Origin of the sequence: Vibrio sp. M260121, from assembly GCF_036533715.1 — a bacterium.
Taxonomy (GTDB): Bacteria; Pseudomonadota; Gammaproteobacteria; order Enterobacterales; family Vibrionaceae; genus Vibrio.
The window spans coordinates 1-22,912 of sequence record NZ_JATABF010000056.1 but is presented as its reverse complement, the minus strand read 5'-3'; the positions used below and the strand labels follow the sequence as shown (position 1 = coordinate 22,912).

At 45.6% G+C, this 22,912-nt stretch carries 24 protein-coding genes; 20 read left to right on the top strand and 4 right to left on the bottom strand.

Going from position 1 to position 22,912, the window contains the following annotated elements:
- Window positions 1-64: 64 nt before the first annotated feature.
- The 9 genes from aroK to rplI all read left to right on the top strand — a co-directional run bounded on the left by aroK (window position 65) and on the right by rplI (window position 6,603).
- Window positions 65-583: a shikimate kinase AroK gene (aroK, locus tag QTO06_RS22790; protein ID WP_010443904.1), complete on the top strand. Its 519-nt coding sequence runs from the start codon at window positions 65-67 to the stop codon at window positions 581-583.
- Between the two features lie 31 nt (window positions 584-614).
- A complete protein-coding gene (aroB, locus tag QTO06_RS22785) occupies window positions 615-1,715 on the top strand; it encodes a 3-dehydroquinate synthase (RefSeq protein WP_331409942.1) in 1,101 nt (366 codons plus the stop codon).
- A 53-nt stretch (window positions 1,716-1,768) separates the two neighbouring features.
- Window positions 1,769-3,262: an SPOR domain-containing protein gene (locus tag QTO06_RS22780; RefSeq protein ID WP_331409940.1), complete on the top strand. Its 1,494-nt coding sequence runs from the start codon at window positions 1,769-1,771 to the stop codon at window positions 3,260-3,262.
- Between the two features lie 69 nt (window positions 3,263-3,331).
- Window positions 3,332-4,171, top strand: a complete 840-nt coding sequence (locus tag QTO06_RS22775) for a Dam family site-specific DNA-(adenine-N6)-methyltransferase (RefSeq protein WP_009705524.1) — start codon at window positions 3,332-3,334, stop codon at window positions 4,169-4,171.
- Window positions 4,172-4,271: 100 nt separating this feature from the next.
- A complete protein-coding gene (gene rpe / locus QTO06_RS22770) occupies window positions 4,272-4,943 on the top strand; it encodes a ribulose-phosphate 3-epimerase (protein WP_005438444.1) in 672 nt (223 codons plus the stop codon).
- Between the two features lie 229 nt (window positions 4,944-5,172).
- Window positions 5,173-5,562, top strand: a complete 390-nt coding sequence (rpsF, locus tag QTO06_RS22765; RefSeq protein WP_005438446.1) for a 30S ribosomal protein S6 — start codon at window positions 5,173-5,175, stop codon at window positions 5,560-5,562.
- An 8-nt stretch (window positions 5,563-5,570) separates the two neighbouring features.
- Complete coding sequence (gene priB / locus QTO06_RS22760) at window positions 5,571-5,873, top strand: primosomal replication protein N (RefSeq protein WP_005438449.1); 303 nt, start codon at window positions 5,571-5,573, stop codon at window positions 5,871-5,873.
- Window positions 5,874-5,889: 16 nt separating this feature from the next.
- Window positions 5,890-6,117, top strand: a complete 228-nt coding sequence (gene rpsR, locus QTO06_RS22755; protein ID WP_000090472.1) for a 30S ribosomal protein S18 — start codon at window positions 5,890-5,892, stop codon at window positions 6,115-6,117.
- Window positions 6,118-6,150: 33 nt separating this feature from the next.
- On the top strand, window positions 6,151-6,603 hold the full coding sequence (rplI, locus tag QTO06_RS22750; protein ID WP_005438451.1) for a 50S ribosomal protein L9: 453 nt from the start codon (window positions 6,151-6,153) through the stop codon (window positions 6,601-6,603).
- Window positions 6,604-6,681: 78 nt separating this feature from the next.
- On the opposite strand, the gene QTO06_RS22745 is transcribed toward rplI, so the two are convergent.
- A complete protein-coding gene (locus QTO06_RS22745; protein ID WP_331409939.1) occupies window positions 6,682-7,446 on the bottom strand; it encodes a DUF481 domain-containing protein in 765 nt (254 codons plus the stop codon).
- 320 nt (window positions 7,447-7,766) lie between these two features.
- On the opposite strand from QTO06_RS22745, the gene QTO06_RS22740 reads away from it, so the two are divergent.
- Genes QTO06_RS22740 through QTO06_RS22730 form a run of 3 tightly spaced genes read left to right on the top strand, consistent with a single transcriptional unit; the run spans window position 7,767 to window position 11,457 of the window.
- Complete coding sequence (locus QTO06_RS22740) at window positions 7,767-9,167, top strand: replicative DNA helicase (protein ID WP_020196769.1); 1,401 nt, start codon at window positions 7,767-7,769, stop codon at window positions 9,165-9,167.
- A 13-nt stretch (window positions 9,168-9,180) separates the two neighbouring features.
- Window positions 9,181-10,257 (top strand): alanine racemase, encoded by a 1,077-nt coding sequence (alr, locus tag QTO06_RS22735; protein WP_331409946.1) that lies wholly within the window; start codon window positions 9,181-9,183, stop codon window positions 10,255-10,257.
- Between the two features lie 3 nt (window positions 10,258-10,260).
- Window positions 10,261-11,457, top strand: a complete 1,197-nt coding sequence (locus tag QTO06_RS22730) for a BamA/TamA family outer membrane protein (protein ID WP_331409938.1) — start codon at window positions 10,261-10,263, stop codon at window positions 11,455-11,457.
- A gap of 53 nt (window positions 11,458-11,510) precedes the next feature.
- On the opposite strand, the gene QTO06_RS22725 is transcribed toward QTO06_RS22730, so the two are convergent.
- The gene (locus tag QTO06_RS22725) at window positions 11,511-11,930 is read right to left on the bottom strand and encodes a secondary thiamine-phosphate synthase enzyme YjbQ (protein ID WP_005438458.1); all 420 of its coding nucleotides are present in this window, start codon (window positions 11,928-11,930) and stop codon (window positions 11,511-11,513) included.
- 306 nt (window positions 11,931-12,236) lie between these two features.
- Between QTO06_RS22725 and pgi the strand changes: the two genes are divergently transcribed.
- Window positions 12,237-13,889: a glucose-6-phosphate isomerase gene (gene pgi / locus QTO06_RS22720; RefSeq protein ID WP_331409937.1), complete on the top strand. Its 1,653-nt coding sequence runs from the start codon at window positions 12,237-12,239 to the stop codon at window positions 13,887-13,889.
- Between the two features lie 101 nt (window positions 13,890-13,990).
- Here pgi and QTO06_RS22715 read toward each other — a convergent pair whose 3' ends face one another.
- Together QTO06_RS22715 and zur are read right to left on the bottom strand one after the other, a co-directional pair.
- Window positions 13,991-14,452 (bottom strand): chemotaxis protein CheX, encoded by a 462-nt coding sequence (locus QTO06_RS22715; RefSeq protein ID WP_005381269.1) that lies wholly within the window; start codon window positions 14,450-14,452, stop codon window positions 13,991-13,993.
- An 18-nt stretch (window positions 14,453-14,470) separates the two neighbouring features.
- Window positions 14,471-14,926 (bottom strand): zinc uptake transcriptional repressor Zur, encoded by a 456-nt coding sequence (zur, locus tag QTO06_RS22710; protein WP_331409936.1) that lies wholly within the window; start codon window positions 14,924-14,926, stop codon window positions 14,471-14,473.
- Between the two features lie 286 nt (window positions 14,927-15,212).
- Between zur and dusA the strand changes: the two genes are divergently transcribed.
- The 7 genes from dusA (at window position 15,213) to QTO06_RS22675 (ending at window position 22,219) form a co-directional block, all read left to right on the top strand.
- Window positions 15,213-16,193: a tRNA dihydrouridine(20/20a) synthase DusA gene (gene dusA, locus QTO06_RS22705; protein ID WP_045401556.1), complete on the top strand. Its 981-nt coding sequence runs from the start codon at window positions 15,213-15,215 to the stop codon at window positions 16,191-16,193.
- A 164-nt stretch (window positions 16,194-16,357) separates the two neighbouring features.
- Window positions 16,358-16,573: an envelope stress response protein PspG gene (pspG, locus tag QTO06_RS22700; RefSeq protein ID WP_005451528.1), complete on the top strand. Its 216-nt coding sequence runs from the start codon at window positions 16,358-16,360 to the stop codon at window positions 16,571-16,573.
- 100 nt (window positions 16,574-16,673) lie between these two features.
- Complete coding sequence (locus QTO06_RS22695) at window positions 16,674-17,339, top strand: TIGR04219 family outer membrane beta-barrel protein (RefSeq protein ID WP_005536440.1); 666 nt, start codon at window positions 16,674-16,676, stop codon at window positions 17,337-17,339.
- A gap of 149 nt (window positions 17,340-17,488) precedes the next feature.
- Window positions 17,489-17,719: a hypothetical protein gene (locus QTO06_RS22690; protein ID WP_005451530.1), complete on the top strand. Its 231-nt coding sequence runs from the start codon at window positions 17,489-17,491 to the stop codon at window positions 17,717-17,719.
- A gap of 117 nt (window positions 17,720-17,836) precedes the next feature.
- Window positions 17,837-19,711 carry an assimilatory sulfite reductase (NADPH) flavoprotein subunit gene (locus QTO06_RS22685; RefSeq protein WP_103410481.1) on the top strand — a complete coding sequence of 625 codons (1,875 nt, stop codon included), beginning with the start codon at window positions 17,837-17,839 and terminating at the stop codon, window positions 19,709-19,711.
- Window positions 19,711-21,447 (top strand): assimilatory sulfite reductase (NADPH) hemoprotein subunit, encoded by a 1,737-nt coding sequence (gene cysI, locus QTO06_RS22680; RefSeq protein ID WP_331409930.1) that lies wholly within the window; start codon window positions 19,711-19,713, stop codon window positions 21,445-21,447. Before QTO06_RS22685 ends, cysI begins: the two co-directional genes overlap by 1 nt.
- The gene (locus QTO06_RS22675) at window positions 21,440-22,219 is read left to right on the top strand and encodes a phosphoadenylyl-sulfate reductase (protein WP_331409928.1); all 780 of its coding nucleotides are present in this window, start codon (window positions 21,440-21,442) and stop codon (window positions 22,217-22,219) included. The genes cysI and QTO06_RS22675 overlap by 8 nt, the downstream gene beginning before the upstream one ends.
- Window positions 22,220-22,912 lie beyond the last annotated feature (693 nt).

The following is a 22,912-nucleotide window of genomic DNA, read 5'->3' as shown; positions in this document are numbered from 1 at the left end:
AGCAGTTTGGCTGTGTTTTCTTGTGGCGATCTTATTGAATTAACGTTGTAAATTACCGCTAAATATGGCTGAGAAACGTAATATTTTCCTTGTTGGCCCAATGGGCGCTGGCAAAAGTACAATTGGTAGACACCTAGCACAGCAACTGCATATGGAGTTCGTGGACTCTGATACAGTGATCGAAGAGCGCACTGGTGCAGATATCGCTTGGGTTTTTGATGTTGAAGGTGAAGAAGGCTTCCGCAAACGCGAAGAAGCTGTACTTGAAGACCTAACTCAAGAGCAAGGCATCGTGCTAGCAACGGGCGGTGGCTCTGTTAAGAGCAAAGAAAACCGCAACCGTCTTTCAGCACGTGGTGTTGTTGTTTACCTAGAAACAACTATTGAAAAGCAACTTGCTCGCACAAACCGCGACAAGAAGCGTCCTCTACTTCAAACTGACAACCCTCGTGAAGTATTGGAAAGTTTGGCAGGCGAACGTAACCCTCTATACGAAGAAGTAGCGGATTACACAGTTCGTACTGACGATCAGAGTGCAAAAGTGGTAGCCAACCAGATCGTAAAAATGCTAGAAGAGAGATAAGCATTTATCTTTTTCAAATTGGAGCACACCGATGGAACGGATTACGGTCAATCTAGCAGAGCGTAGCTACCCAATCTCAATTGGCGCCGGGTTATTTGAAGACCCGGCGTACCTTTCTCAAATTCTTTCAAACAAAAACGCAAATCAGAAAGTCGTCGTGATCAGTAATGTCACGGTTGCTCCACTGTATGCGGAAAAAATTCTTGGTCAGCTTGAACAGCTCGGTTGTGATGCCTCATTACTTGAATTGCCTGATGGTGAGCAATACAAAAGCCTAGACACGTTTAATCAAGTCATGAACTTCCTGCTAGAGGGAAGCTACGCACGCGATGTAGTGATTATTGCATTGGGTGGTGGTGTGATTGGCGATCTCGTTGGGTTCGCGTCTGCATGTTACCAACGTGGTGTGGATTTCATCCAGATTCCAACCACATTGTTGTCTCAAGTGGATTCATCTGTTGGCGGCAAGACGGCAGTAAACCACCCGCTGGGCAAAAACATGATTGGTGCTTTCTACCAACCTAAAGCGGTTATCATCGATACCAACTGTCTATCGACGCTCCCAGAGCGTGAGTTTGCAGCGGGTATTGCTGAGGTGATCAAGTACGGCATTATTTACGATAGTGCTTTCTTCGATTGGTTAGAAGAGAATCTTGATCGTCTATACGCATTGGATGAAGAGGCACTGACTTACGCGATTGCACGTTGTTGTGAAATCAAAGCGGAAGTTGTGGCACAAGATGAGAAAGAGTCAGGCATTCGAGCACTGCTGAACTTGGGCCATACCTTTGGTCATGCGATTGAAGCTGAACTTGGTTATGGCAACTGGCTACACGGTGAAGCGGTATCTTCCGGTACAGTAATGGCGGCGAAAACCTCTCACTTACGTGGATTGATTTCGCAAGAGCAACTGGATCGCATCATCAATATTATGCGCCGCGCTAAATTGCCAGTGCATACGCCAGATACAATGAGCTTTGATGATTTCATGACGCACATGATGCGTGATAAGAAAGTCTTATCCGGTCAGCTGCGTTTAGTTCTGCCAACGGGCATCGGTAGTGCCGAAGTCATTGCAGACACACCGCAAGATATCATCAAACAAGCTATCGACTTCGGTCGTGACATTTAACCTTGTAATGGCGCCTATCGGCGTCATTCTTGTAGTGTATTAAGGTTATTTAGATGAGTTTCGCTCACGTTCTTGAATTGGATTCGCAAACCGAGCTTTTAGACAGATTAAGCTTGTTAACCAATTTTGGTTCTAACTTGATCGCAGTAAATGGCCAAGCTGGGTACGGAAAGTCCTGGTTGGCACAGCGATATCTTGAACTCGGTGCAAGTAACAAAAACCAATGTTTGTTACTTTGTCATTCAAATCAAGATGATGTGCAGCGTCGTATGCTCATCTTGAACCAGATAGTTTCCGATGCCTTATTCAATCAACAAGATACATTGCTTGATAGCTTAGAGCGTATCTTGGGTGATGAAGTGTGTGACATTGCCATTGTGGTTGATGACGCTCATTTGCTGAGTGAAACCCTAGTTTCAGAATTATGGATGCTAGTGCTAGCTGCACAAGCGAATCCAAAATGGAAAATCAACATCTTACTGTTCACTCAAAGTGGACGTTTGGAATCGGTATTGTCGCGTATTAGTTACGGGCAAGAGCTCAAACCGGTTGAGCTTGATATTGAGATGTTGTCAGAAGTCGAAGCGCGTCGTTTCTTTGAATCTTTGGTGATTCGATATGTTGACGATGAATCTGAAAAACGCGTTCGAGATGCATTTAAGAAAGTCGACCCGATTCCGGGAGACATCATGGCGTTAGGAGAGATGAAAGTGGAAAAAAGGATCATTATCCGCTCAATTGTAGGCTCACCCCTTAACATCGCATTGGTTGTTTTGGTGCTGTTATTGTTGGCCGCTGGTGGTTATTGGTGGATGTACAATCAGCCAAGCCCAGACGACAAAGCACAGCAAATCACAGGCACGATTGAGCAAACTGCCATCCCAACCCTAACCGAGCCCGAAGTTCAAACTAGTGGCGCAGATTCCGCAATCAGTGACGTGTCAGATACGACAGAACTTGCTGGTGCAACGGACGATTCAGACTCATTGCCGCCGACAGTGACAGAGGAAGTTGCAAGTGTTGGTACAGAAGATAAACAACAGCGTGTTGTGATTGAGTCGGATGTGGTGGATGCCTTACTTGAGGACAAACCTGAAGAAGCCAATACCGATGAAATCAAACAAGTTGTGGAAGAATCAGTGCCTCAAGCGCAGAGCAGTTCGAACTCTTCATTGATTAATGTTGTACAAACGAGCGAACAACCTAAGTCAACACAAGCAAATTCAACGAAGCCTATCGTGAAGTTCTCTTTTGCTCGTGAAGAGCTAAAAGCGTTATCACCACGTGCTTATACTTTGCAATTAGGAGCGATGACGGCAATGGAAGATGTGCAAACCTTCCTTGACGAGTACGACCTGAACGGAAAAGTAAGAATTTACCCGACCGTGCGCAGCGGAACAGAATGGTACATCATCACTTACCAAGATTACCCGACTATCCAGCTCGCTCGAGACGCGGTAGAAAGCTTGCCAGATGCGCTTAAATCGGTGAGTCCGTGGGCAAAATCCTTGGGTCAGGTACATCGTGAAATTGATCGCGTGAAATAATCCTGAGCTTCGTTGAAAAATATGTTACATTCCGCAGCCTTAATTTTTGGTCGATAGATAGAGCAGTAGATGAAAAAGCAACGAGCCTTTCTTAAGTGGGCAGGAGGAAAATACGGTCTGGTTGAAGACATCCAACGTCATTTGCCACCGGCTCGAAAGCTAGTTGAACCTTTTGTTGGTGCTGGCTCGGTATTTCTTAACACCGACTATGACCACTACTTGCTGGCGGACATCAACCCCGACCTGATTAATCTCTACAACCTACTGAAAGAGCGCCCTGAGGATTACATCTCCGAAGCGAAGCGTTGGTTTGTTGCAGAGAATAACCGAAAAGAAGCTTATTTGAGCATTCGCGCTGAGTTTAATAAAACGGACGACGTGATGTACCGCTCATTGGCGTTCTTATATATGAACCGCTTCGGTTTTAATGGCTTGTGTCGTTATAACAAGAAGGGCGGTTTCAACGTACCGTTTGGTTCATATAAAAAGCCTTACTTCCCAGAAGCTGAATTGGAATTCTTTGCTGAAAAAGCTAAGAAGGCGACCTTCGTATGTGAAGGCTACCCAGAGACTTTCCGTCGAGCGCGCAAGGGAAGTGTGGTCTATTGTGATCCTCCGTACGCGCCACTGTCGAATACGGCTAACTTTACTTCTTACGCAGGTAACGGCTTTACGCTTGATGACCAAGCGGCACTGGCTGACATCGCGGAGAAAGCGGCGACCGAACGCGGCATTCCTGTTCTGATTTCAAATCATGACACCACATTAACGCGTCGTCTATATCACGGTGCGGAATTGAATGTGGTCAAAGTGAAGCGAACCATCAGTCGTAATGGTAGCGGGCGCAATAAAGTCGATGAACTGCTTGCTCTCTTCCGTGCTTCCGACACGGATAAATCAGACTCATAATTCTCACACTATTGTGTCTAAATAGTGGATATCCTGACTGGCTTCGGTAGAATTGCGCGCAACATTGTTTGTTGTTTGCTCGCCACTATTGAGGTCAGGTATGAAAGATTTTCTTATTGCTCCATCCATTTTATCGGCTGATTTTGCTCGTCTAGGTGAAGACGTAGAAAAAGTACTCGCAGCGGGTGCGGATGTGGTGCATTTCGATGTGATGGATAACCACTACGTACCAAACCTGACTTTTGGTGCGCCAATCTGTAAAGCGCTTCGTGACTACGGTATTACCGCTCCTATCGATGTTCACCTAATGGTGAAACCTGTAGACCGCATCATCCCTGATTTCGCCAAAGCTGGCGCATCGATGATTACCTTCCATGTGGAAGCGTCAGAGCACGTTGACCGCACACTACAGTTGATCAAAGAGCACGGCTGTAAGGCAGGTGTGGTGCTTAACCCAGCAACGCCGTTGTCGCACCTTGAATTCATCATGGACAAAGTTGACCTCATTCTTCTGATGTCAGTTAACCCTGGTTTTGGTGGTCAATCATTTATCCCTCACACGCTAGATAAACTGCGTGCGGTACGCAAGATGATCGACGAGTCTGGCCGTGACATCCGCCTAGAGATTGATGGTGGTGTGAAAGTGGATAATATTCGTGAAATCGCAGAAGCGGGTGCAGACATGTTTGTTGCGGGTTCAGCGATTTTCGGTCACCCAGATTACAAGCAAGTGATCGACCAAATGCGTGACGAGCTAGCAAAAGCAAAATAAGCATTGAGGCCCTAATTTTAAAAGGCTGCCACTTTGTTGGCAGCCTTTGTCGTAGTTGGGGCTAGAGCGAAGAAAATATCGCCAGCGCGACGTAAATAATCACTTGCCTATTTTGCTTCCTTTCTGTACTATCCGTCTTCCTTAATTCTCGGTCATTTTTCTTTAGTTCCTTGCTTCCTCTGGACGACCGAGCCAATCGTGGAAGCTAATAATCCGTAAGGAGCAACCAATGCGTCATTACGAAATCGTATTCATGGTGCACCCTGATCAAAGCGAGCAAGTTGCTGGCATGATCGAGCGTTACACTGGTTCAATCACTGAAGCTGGCGGTAAAATCCACCGTCTAGAAGACTGGGGCCGTCGTCAACTGGCTTACCCAATCAACAAGCTTCACAAAGCTCACTACGTTCTAATGAACGTTGAAGCTGGCCAAGAAGTGATCGACGAACTAGAAACTGCTTTCCGTTTCAACGATGCAGTTCTACGTAACATGATCATGCGTACTAAAGCGGCTATCACTGAGCAATCTATCATGCTTAAGCAGAAAGAAGAGCGTGCAGAGCGTGCTCCTCGTCGCGAAGAGCGTGCTGAAGCTAAGCCAGAAGCAGCTGCTGAGTAATATTTCTTATGACCAATCGAATGGAGCTGAGTGGCACCATTGCCAAGCCGCCCATTCGTAGTAAAAGCCCTGGTGGCATTGAACACTGTCGATTTTGGCTAGAGCATCGCTCTACTGTTATCGAAGCTAATCTACCACGACAAGTTTATTGTCGAATGCCGGTAGTAGTTAGTGGGCTTGGGTCACAAGCATTAACTCAGAATTTAGTACAAGGCAGTAACATTAAGGTAGGCGGTTTTGTCGCTTATCAGACCGGCCGAAATGGCGTTGGGAAATTAGTGTTACACGCCGACAACATTACTCAAATTTAAGATCAGGAGATAGCCCATGGCTCGTTTCTTCCGTCGTCGTAAATTCTGCCGTTTCACTGCAGAAGGCGTACAAGAGATTGATTACAAAGACGTAGCAACTCTTAAAAACTACATCACTGAAGCTGGTAAAATCGTACCTAGCCGTATCACTGGTACAAGCGCTAAGTACCAGCGTCAACTAGCTCGCGCTATCAAGCGTTCTCGCTACCTAGCTCTACTACCGTACACTGACAAGCATCAGTAATCGGTTCGTTTTATTAAGAAAGAGGATTAAACAATGCAAGTTATTCTACTTGATAAAATCGGTAACCTAGGTGGTCTTGGCGATACAGTAAACGTTAAGTCTGGCTACGCTCGTAACTTCCTTATCCCTCAAGGTAAAGCAGTTATGGCAACTAAAGGCAACGTTGAAATGTTCGAAGCTCGTCGCGCTGAACTAGAAGCTAAAGTTGCTGAGCAACTAACAGCTGCTGAAGCACGTGCTGAGAAAGTTAACGCTCTAGAAGCAGTTGTTATCGCTTCTAAAGCTGGTGACGAAGGTAAACTATTCGGTTCTATCGGTACTCGTGACATCGCTGACGCTATCACAGCTGCAGGCGTTGAAGTTGCTAAGAGCGAAGTTCGCCTTCCTGAAGGTGCTCTACGTAACACTGGTGAGTTCGAGATCAGCGTTCAACTTCACTCAGAAGTTTTCGCTACTGTGAACGTACAAGTTGTTGCTGCTGAGTAATTCAGTACCAAGCGAAATAGTAAAAAGCACCTCTTAGGAGGTGCTTTTTTTATGTCTGAATAATATGAAAAGCAGGAGTTAGAAGACAAACAAAAGGTTGACGGAAAACACACTATCCGCCTTGCTTAAGCCCTCTGGCACCTTATCGTGGTATTGACGTGAATGCGTAAGTTTTAACGCAATGTCTTCTGTAATGTCGTTGGTCACACTCAAGTCACTATCAACTCGCGTGTTGCTCTTACCGCTCACCATGGTGACATCAGCGGAAAGGCTTAAATTGTCCAATGCATGCCAAGTGGTATTGATGTTACCACGCAAGATCCCTTCCTGAACGATGTCTGGAAAGACAATGTCGTCGTCATCAATCTCATCTAAGTTTGGTTCTTGGTAACGAAAACCTGGGCCGATCTCCGCTTCCAAAGTAAACTTTTCTGTATAAGCGAACTGGTAACCCAAACCGCCAGAAAATGTGTAATCTTTAAAGTAAGCACTGTAGCGTGAATCAACCCCTTTAAAGCTGCCGTACAAGTAAGTCTTTGGACCTAACTTGTAGTCGCTTTGCGCAGTATAGGTAGAAGAGCGTTTATCTTCTTCCCCATCTTTATATAGGTTGTAGTACTTCCATTCGCCGTAAGAACGGTGACGACCAGAAGTGTATTCAGCACTCAGACGAGCATTCAGGGAACGAGAGTCCGTGTTACCTGTGTGAGCTTGATAGCCGAACTCGACCTCAGTTTGTAGAGGGTCGGGCACTTCAATTTCTTGCTCTGGCTGTACTGATTCTTCAGCGTACGATGCTCCCGTGCAAAGTAAGCTAAAGCCAAGTAACCAGTATCGGGACACAAATACCTCGAACGTAATTAAAAAGGAGGGGCATGATACTGATACAGATGTTTTATTGGGTCAATGATAGGTTAATTTTTATTAGACCTAAGCCGGAGAAGCGTGGTGGGCATTCTCATTTGCGCATCAAACTTAATTAACTGTCTGTTTCAGCATGAATTGGGGAGATTCTACCGCAATCGAGTGATTTCGCACCATAAAAAGCGAATTCTGAGCCATTCACTTATTGAATTCTTAACAAGTAATTGTCGCTTCAGGGAAGCATCTTGGCTAAGTTTAAGGTTATAATCTCGGGTCATTAGTAGTTATCGAGCAAAGTCATGGCGGAAAACAGAAATCGCAAACCTTCAGACAGTCAGGTCGACGCAATCAAAGTGCCTCCTCACTCGCTAGAAGCCGAGCAATCAGTAATTGGTGGTCTCTTACTGGACAATGAACGTTGGGACACGGTCGCTGAGCGTGTTGTGAGCAGTGATTTCTATAGCCGTCCTCATCGTCTCATTTTCGAAGGCGTTAAAACCATTCTTGAACAGGGTAAGCCTCTCGACTTGATTACCTTGTCTGAGCACCTTGAGCGTCACGAGCAATTGGAAGACGTGGGTGGCTTTGCGTACCTTGCGGATCTTGCGAAAAACACACCAAGTGCAGCGAACATCAACGCTTACGCGGACATCGTAGCGGAGCGTGCAATCGTGCGCGGCCTGATCGGTGTGGCAAATGAAATTGCGGACGCTGGTTATGATCCACAAGGTCGAAGCTCAGAAGACTTAATTGATATGGCGGAGAGTAAAGTTTTCGCCATTGCAGAATCTCGTACTAGCGAAAACGAAGGCCCACAAAACGTCGATAACATTCTCGAAAAAACGCTAGAGCGTATCGAGATGCTATACAAAACACCTCAAGATGGTGTGACGGGTGTGAACACTGGCTTCAACGACCTCAACAAAAAAACGGCGGGTCTACAAGGTTCTGACTTGGTTATCGTGGCGGCACGTCCATCGATGGGTAAAACCACTTTTGCGATGAACTTGTGTGAAAACGCGGCGATGGACCAAGACAAACCGGTACTTATCTTCTCGCTAGAGATGCCTGCCGAACAGTTGATGATGCGTATGCTTGCGTCCCTATCTCGTGTTGACCAAACTAAGATCCGTACTGGTCAACTGGATGATGAAGATTGGGCACGTATTTCTTCTACCATGGGTATCCTAATGCAGAAGAAAAACATGTACATCGATGACAGCTCTGGCCTTACACCAACAGAAGTACGCTCCCGTGCTCGTCGTGTGGCGCGTGAACACGGTGGTCTTTCGATGATCATGGTCGACTACCTTCAGCTAATGCGTGTTCCTGCTCTCTCTGATAACCGTACCTTGGAAATCGCGGAAATCTCGCGCTCACTTAAAGCGTTGGCGAAAGAGTTGAATGTGCCAGTCGTTGCGCTATCACAGCTAAACCGTTCCCTAGAGCAACGTGCCGATAAGCGCCCAGTTAACTCGGACTTGCGTGAATCGGGCTCTATCGAGCAGGATGCCGACTTGATCATGTTTATTTACCGTGACGAGGTTTACAACCCTGATAGCCCATACAAAGGCACGGCAGAAATTATTCTTGGTAAGCAACGTAACGGCCCTATCGGTTCAGTTCGCTTAACCTTCCAAGGTCAACACTCGCGTTTCGATAACTACGCGGGCCCTGCATTTGATATCGATGATGAGTAATGCAATGAGCTACATGAAAGCTGCGATGGCATGTATTGACTTGTCCGCACTGCAGCACAATTTACAACGCGTAAAAGAACAGGCGCCAGAAAGCAAAGTGATGGCGGTGGTGAAGGCAAATGGCTACGGTCATGGTCTTCGTCATGTAGCTAAACACGCTACGCATGCTGATGCCTTTGGCGTTGCTCGCATTGAGGAAGCACTTCAGCTACGCGCTTGTGGCGTGGTAAAGCCGATTCTTTTACTAGAAGGTTTTTACTCACCTGGCGATTTGCCTGTATTGGTGACCAATAACATTCAAACGGTTGTCCATTGTGAAGAGCAGTTGGCGGCATTAGAGCAAGCTGAGCTCGAAACGCCCGTTGTGGTTTGGCTCAAAATCGACAGTGGTATGCATCGTCTTGGTGTACGTCCAGAGCAATACAATGACTTCATCACACGCCTGAAAGAGTGTCCAAATGTAGCGAAACCGCTGCGTTACATGAGCCACTTTGGTTGCGCTGATGAACTGGATAACAGCATCACGACAGAGCAAATCGACTTGTTTATGTCGCTTACCGCTGGCTGTCAGGGCGAGCGTTCTTTGGCGGCGTCAGCAGGCTTGCTTGCTTGGCCACAAAGTCAGTTAGATTGGGTTCGTCCGGGTATCATTATGTACGGCGTGTCTCCATTCAACGATAAAACCGCGCAAGATATGGGCTACAAACCTGTTATGACACTGAAGTCGCACTTGATCGCAGTACGTGAAGTGAAAAAAGGCGAAAGTGTCGGTTACGGCGGCATGTGGACCAGCGAGCGTGATACCAAAGTCGGCGTGATTGCGGTGGGTTACGGTGATGGTTACCCACGTACAGCACCAAATGGTACGCCTGTTCTGGTTAATGGACGTAAAGTGCCGATTGCTGGGCGTGTTTCAATGGACATGTTGACGGTCGATTTAGGGCCAGATGCGACTGATAAAGTGAGTGATGAAGCGATTCTATGGGGCAAGGACTTACCGGTAGAAGAGGTAGCAAGCCACATAGGCACTATAGCTTATGAGTTGGTGACTAAATTGACTTCTCGTGTCGAAATGGAATATTCGAAGTAACCCATGAAGAAAAGATTATTCTCAGTGCTGGCATTTTCTGCCAGCCTTTTTTTATCTCCGCAGTTGATTGCCAAAGAGAAAGATTCAGCGTTTGTTCCTTTCTATTTCAGTACGGAGACCATGGGCAGCACCATCGGTTTAGCGGGCGTTGCTAAAGGTGTTGGCCAACCCCAAGCAGCCCTGTTTGGTATGGGCTTGTATTCTGAGAAAGACAGTTACGTCGGTTTCCTTTCTGCTTTTAACTACGCTTTGTCGCCAAACCTTTTGTTTAGCACGCAGATGTATCAAGCGCGCTTTAATGACAACCCTTATTACTTAGGCGACCAAGGTTCGAATAACTCTTCAACGGAAGATAAAACCGTAACCAATGGCGACGAAGAGAACTACAAACTGGAGTTCAAGTACCTGCTTCCTTGGGGTAATGTTCGTGAACACGGACTGCTTGGCGCGTTCCAACCCGTGAGAGATGTGAGTTTTGCTTCTCCAGTCGATTCTGGTGTCAGCTCAATTATCTTCACCCCGTTCTATTCTTCTCGTGAGTTGGATATCTACAACAACAAGAAAGAAGAGGCGACCGGGTTTAGCCTGACATTTGATTGGGATAACCGCGACAGCGTGCGCAATACGACGCGAGGTTCTCATACGTCGTTTGATTTAACCACGGGTGCAGAAAGTTTGCAGTCGGAAGACTTATGGCTGAAGTGGGAATTCCAAAACAGTCAGTACTACTCGTTGGGTCCACTTGGTGATTGGTTCGATCAGCAAGTGCTCGCGTTTGATTTCTACACGGCGGATACACCGACATGGAACAAATGCGATGGTTTAATGTGCGCTCGTCCACCAGAGCAAGAGCAAGTTCGCTTAGGTGGTTTGTATCGTCTACGTGGTTATACCGCGGGTCGTTACCACGGCCGCAGTGCGATTCACTATTCTGCAGAATACCGGGTATTACCAGACTGGCAGCCGCTCGATGATATTCCTCTTATCAACTACTACGATCTGCCTTGGTGGCAATGGGTCGCGTTTGTTGAAGTAGGGCGAGTAGCAGACGACTACGACTTAAAAACTCTGCATGAAGACATGAAGTGGAACGTGGGTGGTGCAGTGCGCTTCCAAGTTGAAGGGATTGTAGTTCGTGCTGAAATGGCCAAAGGTGCAGATGAAGGCACCTTCCGAGTCATGATCAACCAACCGTTCTAAATCGATATAAAAACAAAGGCTAACCTTGTGAGTTAGCCTTTGTTTTATCTGATCTATTCGCCGTTGATGGTGGCGATGATGCGTCGACTTCCACCGTAATCTCGGTGCTCACCTAAGTAAATACCCTGCCATGTACCTAAAGCTAACTGACCGTTTTGGATAGGAATCGTCACACTACTGCCAAGTAAAGACGCTTTAATATGGGCTGGCATATCATCATCGCCTTCATAAGTGTGCTGGTAGTAAGGCGCTCGTTCAGGCACAAACTTATTAAAGTGGGCTTCCATGTCCATACGTACTGTTGGGTCTGCGTTTTCATTTAAGGTCAGGCTAGCGGATGTATGTTGAATAAACAAATGTAACAAACCTACTGAAAGCGATTGGATTTGTGGTAATTGTTGTTCAATTTCATCAGTGACCAGATGGAAACCACGCTGACGCGCTTTTAATTGCAGTGTTTTTTGTGCCCACATATGCGTTCCTTTGGAAAAATTTGATTTGGCGTCTATCCTAATCCAATTAGAGCCTGTCATTACGAAATGATATGATTCTCAGCATCATAAATGAATTGTTTAAATTCGAAACAGGGAACGTGACCTAACTCAATGTGAGTGTAAAGGCACTCCGTCATAATTGATGGCTGAAAAAAAATTACAAAGACTTGTTTTGTGGCAATTCGCCCTAACATCTTATTTATATTCTATTTGCTAAATCGGGGATTCCGCAGTTTTCGCTAGACTGTAAGGAATGGAACCTACTGTAACATCGGGATAAAGACCATGTTGAAAAATATCAATCCAACGCAAACACAAGCTTGGAAAGCGCTAACTGCGCATTTCGAATCTGCACAAGATATGGATCTGAAAGAGCTATTTGCTCAAGACGCAGCGCGTTTCGACAAATACTCAGCACGCTTCGGCTCAGACATCCTAGTCGATTACTCAAAAAACCTAATCAACGAGGACACTCTGAAGCACCTTTTCGCTCTTGCTAACGAGACTGAGCTTAAGTCAGCAATTGAAGCGATGTTCAGTGGTGAAGCGATCAACAAAACAGAAGATCGCGCTGTTCTTCACACTGCACTGCGTAACCGTTCTAACAAGCCAGTAATGGTTGGCGGCGAAGACGTAATGCCTGCGGTAAACGCAGTTCTTGAGAAAATTAAATCATTCACTGAGCGCGTAATTGGCGGTGAGTGGAAAGGTTACACAGGTAAAGCAATCACAGACATCGTAAACATCGGTATTGGTGGTTCTGACCTTGGTCCTTACATGGTGACAGAAGCTCTAGCACCATACAAAAACCACCTAAACCTGCACTTCGTTTCTAACGTTGATGGTACTCACATCGTTGAGACTCTGAAGAAAGTAGATCCAGAGGCAACACTATTCTTGATCGCGTCTAAGACGTTCACGACTCAAGAAACCATGACAAACGCGCACTCTGCTCGTGATTGGTTCCTAGAAACTGCTGGCGACCAAGCACACGTTGCTAAGCACTTCGCAGCGCTTTCTACTAACGCTCCTGCGGTATCTGAGTTTGGTATCGACACAGACAACATGTTTGAGTTCTGGGATTGGGTTGGTGGTCGTTACTCACTATGGTCAGCAATCGGTCTTTCAATTGCATTGTCTGTAGGTTACGACAACTTTATCGAGCTTCTAGACGGTGCTCACGAGATGGATAACCACTTCGTATCGACAGATCTAGAAAGCAACATCCCTGTGATTCTTGCTTTGATCGGTATTTGGTACAACAACTTCCACGGCGCTGAGTCTGAAGCAATCCTACCTTACGACCAGTACATGCACCGTTTCGCGGCGTACTTCCAGCAAGGTAACATGGAATCTAACGGTAAGTACGTAGACCGTGAAGGTAACGCAGTGACTTACCAAACTGGTCCTATCATTTGGGGTGAACCAGGCACTAACGGTCAGCACGCGTTTTACCAGCTGATTCACCAAGGCACTAAGCTGATCCCATGTGACTTCATTGCACCTGCAATCAGCCACAACCCAGCAAGCGACCACCACCAAAAACTGATGTCTAACTTCTTTGCACAAACAGAAGCACTGGCATTTGGTAAGTCTGCAGAAACTGTGAAAGCAGAATTTGCGAAAGCAGGTAAGAGCGAAGAAGAAATGGCGTCTCTAGTACCATTCAAAGTGTTTGAAGGTAATCGCCCAACGAACTCGATCCTAGTTAAGCAAATCACACCTCGCACACTAGGTAACCTGATCGCAATGTACGAGCACAAAATCTTTGTTCAAGGCGTTATCTGGAACATCTTCAGCTTCGACCAATGGGGCGTTGAGCTAGGTAAACAGCTAGCAAACCAAATCCTACCTGAGCTAGCGGATGAGTCAGAAATCAACTCACATGACAGCTCGACAAATGGTCTAATCAATGCATTTAAAGCGTTCAAAGCTTAATGTTTGAATAGAAAAAGAAAAGGTCAGCAAACGCTGACCTTTTTTATTGCCTGAGGCAGAAACAAAAATAGGTTGGCACTGACCAACCTATTTCTTCTCGATTATTCGAAGCAAATTTCGATGAAGGCATTTCCCCACTGTGAAGAGAAAGGCATGATGATGATTGAGCCTTCACACTTGTGGCGAATGGTATGACCTCGACCTGATACCACAACCGGTGTTGCCATATCAAAATCAAACCCACTTTCCGCTAGAATGCGCTTAGCTCCGCCTGTCACCATATTCGTGATTTCGCCCACCATATCAGTCACTTCTTCGTTCAGTCCATTTGGACGTTCACCAAGCATGTTCTGCATGATTTCAAGTGCTAACGCTTCGTCAAAGGTAATCGACATAGAGCCACGAGTTTGTGGGCCAACCATGCCAATAAGGCCAGAAACGTCACCTCGTGCGATCTCATCTTTCTTGATTCGCGGTTTTTGTGGCTTCAATTCAAGTGAAGCCATGGTTTTTAGCACATTCATTAAAGAAGCCAAAAACGGGTTTACAAATTCAGCGCGCATAACGTTCTTCTATCTTTCTTATTTCGTCTCCGAGGAACATGCCTGGCACTCGCCATGGGTTTCGATAACGTGATTCGTCAGTTTGAATCCATGTTTCTCGGCGTTATTGGCTAACAAGGATATCAGCGTCTCGTCTTCAAGTTCAACGACATCGCCACATTTATCGCAAATTAGCAGTTGGAAAAAGTGCTGTTGAGTGTTGAACGAACAGCAAGTGATAAAGCTGTTGTTTGATTCCACTCGATGAATAAAGCCTTGTTCTAGAAGAAAATCTAATGCTCGGTATACCGTCGGTGGTTTAGCCTGAGGCTCACTCTCTTTCAATTGCTCCAATAGCTCATACGCACTTGAGGCGCGGCGATTAGAACAAATAAGCTCAAAAACGCGTCGGCGTTGCGGCGTCAATCTTACTCCGCGCTCAGCGCAGATTTGTTCAATTTGTTCAAGGATTGTTGGGGCCAAATCTTTCACCATAACTATCGGACGTGCTTTATGATAAACCATTTCTATACGAAGTTCGTTTAGAAAGACTCCATTTTACCCACTATCAGACCGAAAATCATGAATTAAAGCAAGCCAGTGCCCCTTAGAGCGCGCAACAGATATCACAGAACGAGACACCAATGCCGAAATGTGCTTATCAGTGATTGAATTCAGAAGGCTCGCATCCACTGCACAGTGGGTATACAATACCCGACTTAATTTTTTTGAGCGCACCTTCGCGCTCTACCTTGGCAACGTAAAAACGGGTGTTTATATCATGACTCATTCTTGCAGGCTCTCTGTAGCACCAATGTTGGATTGGACGGATCGTCATTGTCGCTACTTCCATCGCTTAATGACCAAAGAAACCCTGTTGTACACCGAAATGGTGACTACAGGCGCGATCATTCATGGAAAAGGGGATTTCCTGGCTTATAACGAAGAAGAGCATCCGTTAGCCCTTCAGCTTGGTGGTTCTAACCCAGCAGATTTGGCAACGTGTGCCAAGCTAGCACAGGAGCGCGGCTACGATGAGATTAACCTAAACGTGGGTTGTCCGTCGGATCGTGTTCAAAATGGTCGCTTCGGTGCATGTTTAATGGCAGAGCCTCAATTGGTCGCAGATTGCGTAGCGGCGATGAAAGACGTGGTAGACGTGCCTGTTACTGTGAAAACACGTATCGGTATCGATGACCAAGACTCTTATGAGTTCCTAACCGATTTCGTATCTATTGTTTCTGAGAAGGGTGGCTGTGAGCAGTTCACTATCCACGCACGTAAAGCATGGTTAAGTGGTCTAAGCCCTAAAGAGAACCGTGAGATCCCACCATTGGATTACCCACGCGCTTACCAACTGAAGAAAGATTTCTCACACTTAACGATTGCGCTTAACGGTGGTGTGAAATCATTAGAAGAAGCGAAAGAGCATCTACAATACCTAGATGGTGTGATGATCGGTCGAGAAGCGTACCAAAGCCCTTATTTGTTGGCATCTGTTGACCAAGAACTATTTGGTTCAAACACGCCAGTGAAAAAGCGCAGCGAAATTGTTGAAGAGATGTACCCGTACATTGAAGCGCAATTGGCAAAAGGGGCTTACCTAGGTCACATCACACGCCACATGCTGGGTCTGTTCCAAAGCATGCCGGGTGCTCGTCAATGGCGTCGTCACATCAGTGAAAACGCGCACAAACCGGGTTCTGGCCTAGAAGTGCTGCAAGACGCACTAGCGAAGATCCCAAAAGAATTGAATGTGTAAATTTCACCAGTGGTTGGTGAAAATGACCAACTGACAAATGATAAAGCCAGAGTGTGGAAATGCCTCTGGCTTTATTTTTTGTCTAAATATCATTAGCTTATGCTATTTTTTGTAAGTTGGTATGGAACCTGCTCTAGTAAAACTAAAACAAAGGAGAAGTGATTATGTTGGAGCTGATCTTTATTTTAGTTTTCACAGCAACCCTGTTGGTAACCGGTATTACCATGGTGACCGTATTTGCCGCGACAGGTATCGCATTGGTTGTGATGTTCTTGTTGGGTATGGTGGGCGCAGTATTAAAACTATTGCCTTGGTTGATAGTCATTGCATTAGGTATATGGTTTTTTAAAAACTTCGTCGCTCAGCCTCGTTATAAGTAACGGATTGTAGAGATTTAGTTGATGGCGGGCTGTGAGAGTATGTTAGTATTTCTCACATGCCCCTTAATGTTGAAATCAGCTATCTCGGAGTAAAAATTACATGACATATAAAGCGACCATCGCTTTAGCGACACTATCGTTGGCAGCGTCTAACCCTTGTTTTGCAGAGCAAGAGTCTTCTTTCACTACCAAGGTCGGTGCGGAAGTTTGGGTAGCGGATACCAAAGTGAATGAAGTAAGAAGAGATAGCGACACAACGGGGTCTTATTATGCTGCGATAGAGCATGACGTAAAGTACGTTCCCAATGCGCGCCTTCGTTACTCAAGTGTCGATGCGGATTACATGGGTTTCGACAAACTTGATCTCACTCTTTACTACCAAATTCTTGAACACGACTTGATGCATTTTGATGCGGGTCTGACCTTTAGTAATTTGAGCGATACAAAATACGTAGACGCAGGCACTAATGCTCGCACTGAAGACTTTGATGAGCTGATTTGGGCTTGGTACGGCTATGCAGAAATCACAGTGCCAAACACAAACTTTGATGTGATTGGTGAAATGAACTTCGGCGATAACAAAGGCATTAAGAGTACCGACCTAATGGCTGGTGTTCAGTACCGAATTCCTTTCCAAGAGTCTGAGTTAACATTCCGTGGTGGCTACCGTGTGATTGATTTAGAGTCTGAAGAATTCTTGTCGAACCTAGGTAAAGAGTTCATTTTTGCAGACGGCTTCTTTGTTGGTGCTCAGTTTTCTTTCTAAGCACGCTGCATTCATTCCTTTAAAACGTCGCCTTATAAGCGGCGTTTTTTTATATCACTTCATTATATTAAATCGAATTTCTCGCCCAAGTTTCAGTCTTCGACCATGCTTATTGAGAGCAATGTAGAAAAGTTGGAGCAGGGATTGCGATGACAATAAATGAATTACGACATCTATTTCGTGACAACCAGCTAGTAGAAGCCATCATCGAGCCTTCAATTCAAGAGGGAGGGTGGGTTGTTGAGTTTCGCCATGCCCGTGGAGGGTTTGTTTGTCTCACAGACAGTCATGGGGAAGAGTGCCTGTATGATGACCTCGATACGGCATCAAAATCGGCGTTGGCGGTTGGCTTTCAACAAGTTCGTATTGAGGATCGCTGAGCACTAGGTCCAGCGTTCTTACTTCCAAAAAGTTATAAAACATTCTCTTCTATTCTTTCTTGTTATTAGAGAGAGTGGTTAATCTATCGTCACGCAATGAATAGGGATGTCGTGACAATGTCTTTTCAACAGAATGAATATTCTCACAAGAAAGTGTCGGAAGATAATAATGGGCAGGGTGGTAATCCACCAATCGCAAGCCCACTAAATGACCAGCAATTTAACTCACTCCAGCAAACTGTCTCAGAGTTGTCTTCACAGCAACTTGCATGGGTCAGCGGTTACTTCTGGGGACTCGCTCAAAACCAACCAAGCGCGGCGGCTGCAACACCAATCGCACAAGCGGCTGCTGCAGTAGCTGCAAAGCCAGCAGGCAAACTGAGCATCATTTTTGCTTCTCAAACCGGTAACGCGAAAGGCGTTGCTGAAGCACTAGAGCAAGAAGCTAAAGCTGAAGGTATTGCTGTAGAGCTGTTTGATGCCAGCGATTACAAAGGCAAGAACTTAGCAAAAGAGACTCACGTGATCATCGTGGCGTCGACCAATGGTGAAGGCGAAGCACCAGATAATGCCATTGAACTGCATGAGTTCCTTCAATCTAAGAAAGCACCAAAGTTACCAAACCTGCAATACGCGGTGATTGCGCTGGGTGATTCTAGTTACGAGTTCTTCTGCCAAACGGGCAAAGACTTTGATAGTTACTTGTCTAAGTTAGGCGCAACAGCCTTCATCGATCGCATTGATTGTGATGTGGATTATGAAGCGCCGGCTGCTGAATGGCGTAAGCAAGCGCTTGAACAAGTAAAAGAAGCCCTTTCTTCAGGTAATGAAGCAGAAGTCGTTCAACTACCTGTTGGTCAAGCCGCTCCAGGACATTCTGCTTATAACAAGCAAAACCCATATACCGCAACATTACTGACTAGCCAGAAAATCACGGGCCGTGATTCAGGTAAAGACGTTCGCCATGTAGAGATTGATCTTGAAGAGTCGGGTTTGACCTATCAGCCAGGTGATGCGCTAGGTGTTTGGTTCGACAATAGTTCAGAATTAGCCAACGCTATCTTAGCTAAGGCTGGTCTCTCTGGTGTAGAAAGTGTTGAAGTGGATGGCGAAAGCCTTTCTATTCACAGTGCATTGGTTAGCAAGTACGAAATCACCGCATCAAACCCTCAGTTTGTCACTAAATTCGCAGAGTTATCTGGTAGTAAGAAACTACAAAAGCTAGTGGAAGATAAAGACAAGCTTCGTGAGTACGCTGCAAATACGCAAGTTGTGGATGTACTTGCAGAGAAGAAGACCAAGCTAAGTGCAGAAGAATTGGTTGGTTTGCTTCGTCGATTGACACCTCGTCTATATTCTATCGCTTCGAGTCAAACGGAAGTCGATGAAGAAGTTCATCTAACCGTAGGCTTGGTTGAATACGACAAAGGTGATGAAAAGCGCTATGGCGGAGCATCAAGTTTCCTCTCTCAACGTCTAGAAGAAGGCGGTGAAGTGAAGGTGTTTGTTGAGCACAACAATAACTTCAAACTGCCACAAGATGACAACACTCCAATCATCATGGTTGGTCCTGGTACCGGTATTGCGCCTTTCCGCAGCTTTATTCAGGAGCGTGATAACCGTGACGCGGAAGGCAAGAACTGGTTGTTCTTTGGTGACCGTACCTTTACTCAAGATTTCCTTTACCAAGTGGAATGGCAGAAGTACCTCAAGTCAGGTTTGCTGACTCGCCTTGATGTTGCGTTTAGCCGTGACCAAGCAGAGAAGGTTTATGTTCAACATCGCATCCTAGAAAACGCTGAACAAGTTTGGCAATGGATTCAAGATGGTGCCTACATCTATGTATGTGGTGATGCCACTCGTATGGCAAAAGATGTTCACGATGCGCTGGTATTTGTAGCCGAGCAACAAGGCAAGCTATCTCGTGAAGAAGCCGAAGCATTTATCAACGATCTACGTAAAGCGAAACGTTACCAAAGGGATGTGTACTAATGAGCGCGAATCAACAATCAAACAGCCAAGAAGTATTAGGTGAGGTGCTTGGTCCACTCTCGGATAACGAGCGCCTTAAAAGAGAAAGTAATTTACTGCGTGGAACGATTGAACAAGATCTGCAAGACCGCATTACTGGTGGCTTTACTGAAGACAACTTCCAATTGATTCGTTTTCACGGAATGTACCAGCAAGATGACCGCGATATCCGTAACGAGCGTGCTAAACAAAAGTTGGAGCCGCTACATAACGTCATGCTTCGTGCACGTATGCCGGGTGGCATCATTACACCAAAGCAATGGCTAGCGATCGACAAGTTTGCAACCGAGCACTCTTTATATGGAAGTATTCGTCTTACTACTCGTCAAACGTTCCAGTTCCATGGCGTGCTAAAACCAAATATCAAGTTGATGCACCAAACGTTAAACAGCATTGGTATTGACTCGATTGCAACTGCGGGTGACGTTAACCGTAACGTGTTGTGTACCACTAACCCAGTGGAGTCGGAGCTACACCAAGAAGCTTACGAATGGGCGAAGAAGATCAGCGAGCATCTACTACCGAAGACACGTGCTTATGCAGAGATTTGGTTAGACGGTGAAAAAGTAGAAAGCACGGAAGAAGACGAACCGATTCTGGGTAAGAACTATCTACCACGTAAGTTTAAAACCACAGTGGTTATTCCACCGCAAAATGACGTAGACGTACACGCTAACGATCTTAACTTCGTAGCGATTGCAGATAACGGCAAGCTGGTTGGTTTTAATGTGCTTGTTGGTGGTGGTCTAGCGATGACGCATGGCGATACATCGACTTATCCACGTAGAGCGGATGACTTTGGTTTTATTCCATTGGAGAAAACACTTGATGTTGCCGCTGCTGTAGTAACAACTCAACGCGATTGGGGTAACCGTTCTAACCGTAAGAATGCAAAAACCAAATACACATTAGATCGCGTCGGTAGTGATGTGTTTAAAGCGGAAGTAGAAAAACGTGCTGGTGTTAAATTTGAGCAAAGTCGCCCTTACGAATTCACGGAACGTGGTGACCGTATCGGTTGGGTTGAAGGTATCGATGGTAAGTATCACTTAGCACTCTTCATCGAAAACGGCCGTCTATTAGATTTCCCAGGTAAACCACTTAAGACGGGTGTTGCTGAAATTGCCAAAATCCATAAAGGCGATTTCCGTATGACAGCAAACCAGAACCTGATTGTTGCTGGTGTACCAAAAAGCCAAAAAGCGAAGATCGAGAAGATTGCTCGTGAACATGGTTTGATGGATGAAGGCGTAAGTGAACAGCGTAAGAACTCGATGGCGTGTGTGGCGTTCCCAACATGTCCATTAGCAATGGCAGAAGCAGAACGCTTCCTTCCTCAGTTCGTAACCGACGTAGAAGGTATTCTAGAAAAGCATGGTATCCCTGAAGAAGACAATATCATTCTGCGAGTAACAGGATGTCCAAATGGTTGTGGTCGAGCAATGCTGGCAGAAATCGGCTTAGTTGGTAAAGCACCAGGTCGATACAACTTACACCTAGGTGGTAACCGCGGTGGTACTCGAGTACCGAAGATGTATAAAGAGAACATTACGGATAAGCAAATCTTAGAAGAGATTGATCAGCTGGTGGCTCGTTGGGCTGCTGAACGTGAAGAAGGCGAAGCATTTGGTGACTTCACAATTCGAGCTGGCATTATCCAAGAAGTGTTCGTATCAAAGAGGGACTTCCATGCTTGATTCTGTAGCGTCCAAACCGGAGCTAGCAGAGTTACTGACATTAACAAAGACGGAGCAAATCCTCCGTCTTGCTCAAATCAATGTCGAGCTCGAACAGCTTTCGGCACAAGAGAGAGTAAAGTGGGCATTGGAGAACTTGGAAGGGGAGTTCGCAGTCTCTTCCAGTTTCGGTATCCAAGCCGCAGTGATGCTCCATCTCGTGACACAACAAAAGCCGGACATTCCAATAATCCTAACGGACACCGGTTATCTATTTGCAGAGACTTATCAATTTATCGACCAGCTGAAAGCGCAACTGAGCCTCAACCTTAAAGTGTACCGAGCAAAAGAAAGTGCCAATTGGCAAGAAGCACGTTATGGAAAACTTTGGGAACAAGGTATAGAGGGAATTGAAAAGTACAACAAGATAAACAAAGTCGAGCCAATGCGACTAGCTCTACGTGAGCAAAACGTCGGCACTTGGTTTTCAGGTTTGCGTCGAGAGCAAAGTCAATCTCGTGCAGGTCTACCAATCTTGTCGATTCAAAATGGCGTATTTAAATTCTTACCAGTGATCGACTGGACTAATAAGGATGTGCACTACTACCTAGAAGAGCATGGTTTGAGTTATCACCCTCTTTGGGAGCAAGGCTACTTATCAGTAGGAGATACCCATACCAGTAGAAAGTGGGAGCCGGGTATGTCAGAAGAAGAAACCCGTTTCTTTGGCTTAAAGCGTGAGTGTGGGTTACATGAAGACGACGGTAGTGAGCAGGATGGCTCAGGCATTTAGATGCTAGCTCTGGCGAAAGTCGTGTTCAGGGTAAATAAATAAATAAAGCTGCTGTAAAGCAGCTTTCTTTATTTATAGAGGAAGAAAAAGAGGGTGGAAAAGGATAACTCTGTGGATAAGTTGTTTGCTTTCTTGGGGTAAAGTTGGATAAATAAAGGTTTGATCGAAAACTCATCGTTTAACCATTGTTTTTGCAATTTTTGCAAAATAACGCTTGCCAATGTGAGCGAGATCTCTATAATGCCTCCTTGTCGACAGGGCAGAGCTCACAAGGCTTCAAGGCAAAGTCGGCAAGGTCAGAAAGAAAAACGAAATAGTTAATTGCTTTTACTTTTAAAAAGTAAAATAAATAGCAAAAAGTGTTTGACACAGAAAATTATCTCGCTAGAATGGCCGCCTCTTCCGAAGTGGTATGAGTCACAAAGAAGAGTAGCTCTTTAAAAATAAGAACCTATCAATCTGTGTGGGCACTCGTTGATGATAATCCAATTAGGTATTTCTTTCTTAACGGAAAGCGGTATCAAATTAGGTTTCAATGAAACGAAGTGACCAATCAAGTCTTCGGACTTGGCACAGTCAATTCAAACATTACTTATGTAATGTTCAGTATTCATTGAGCCGAACAAAATCTTAAATTGAAGAGTTTGATCATGGCTCAGATTGAACGCTGGCGGCAGGCCTAACACATGCAAG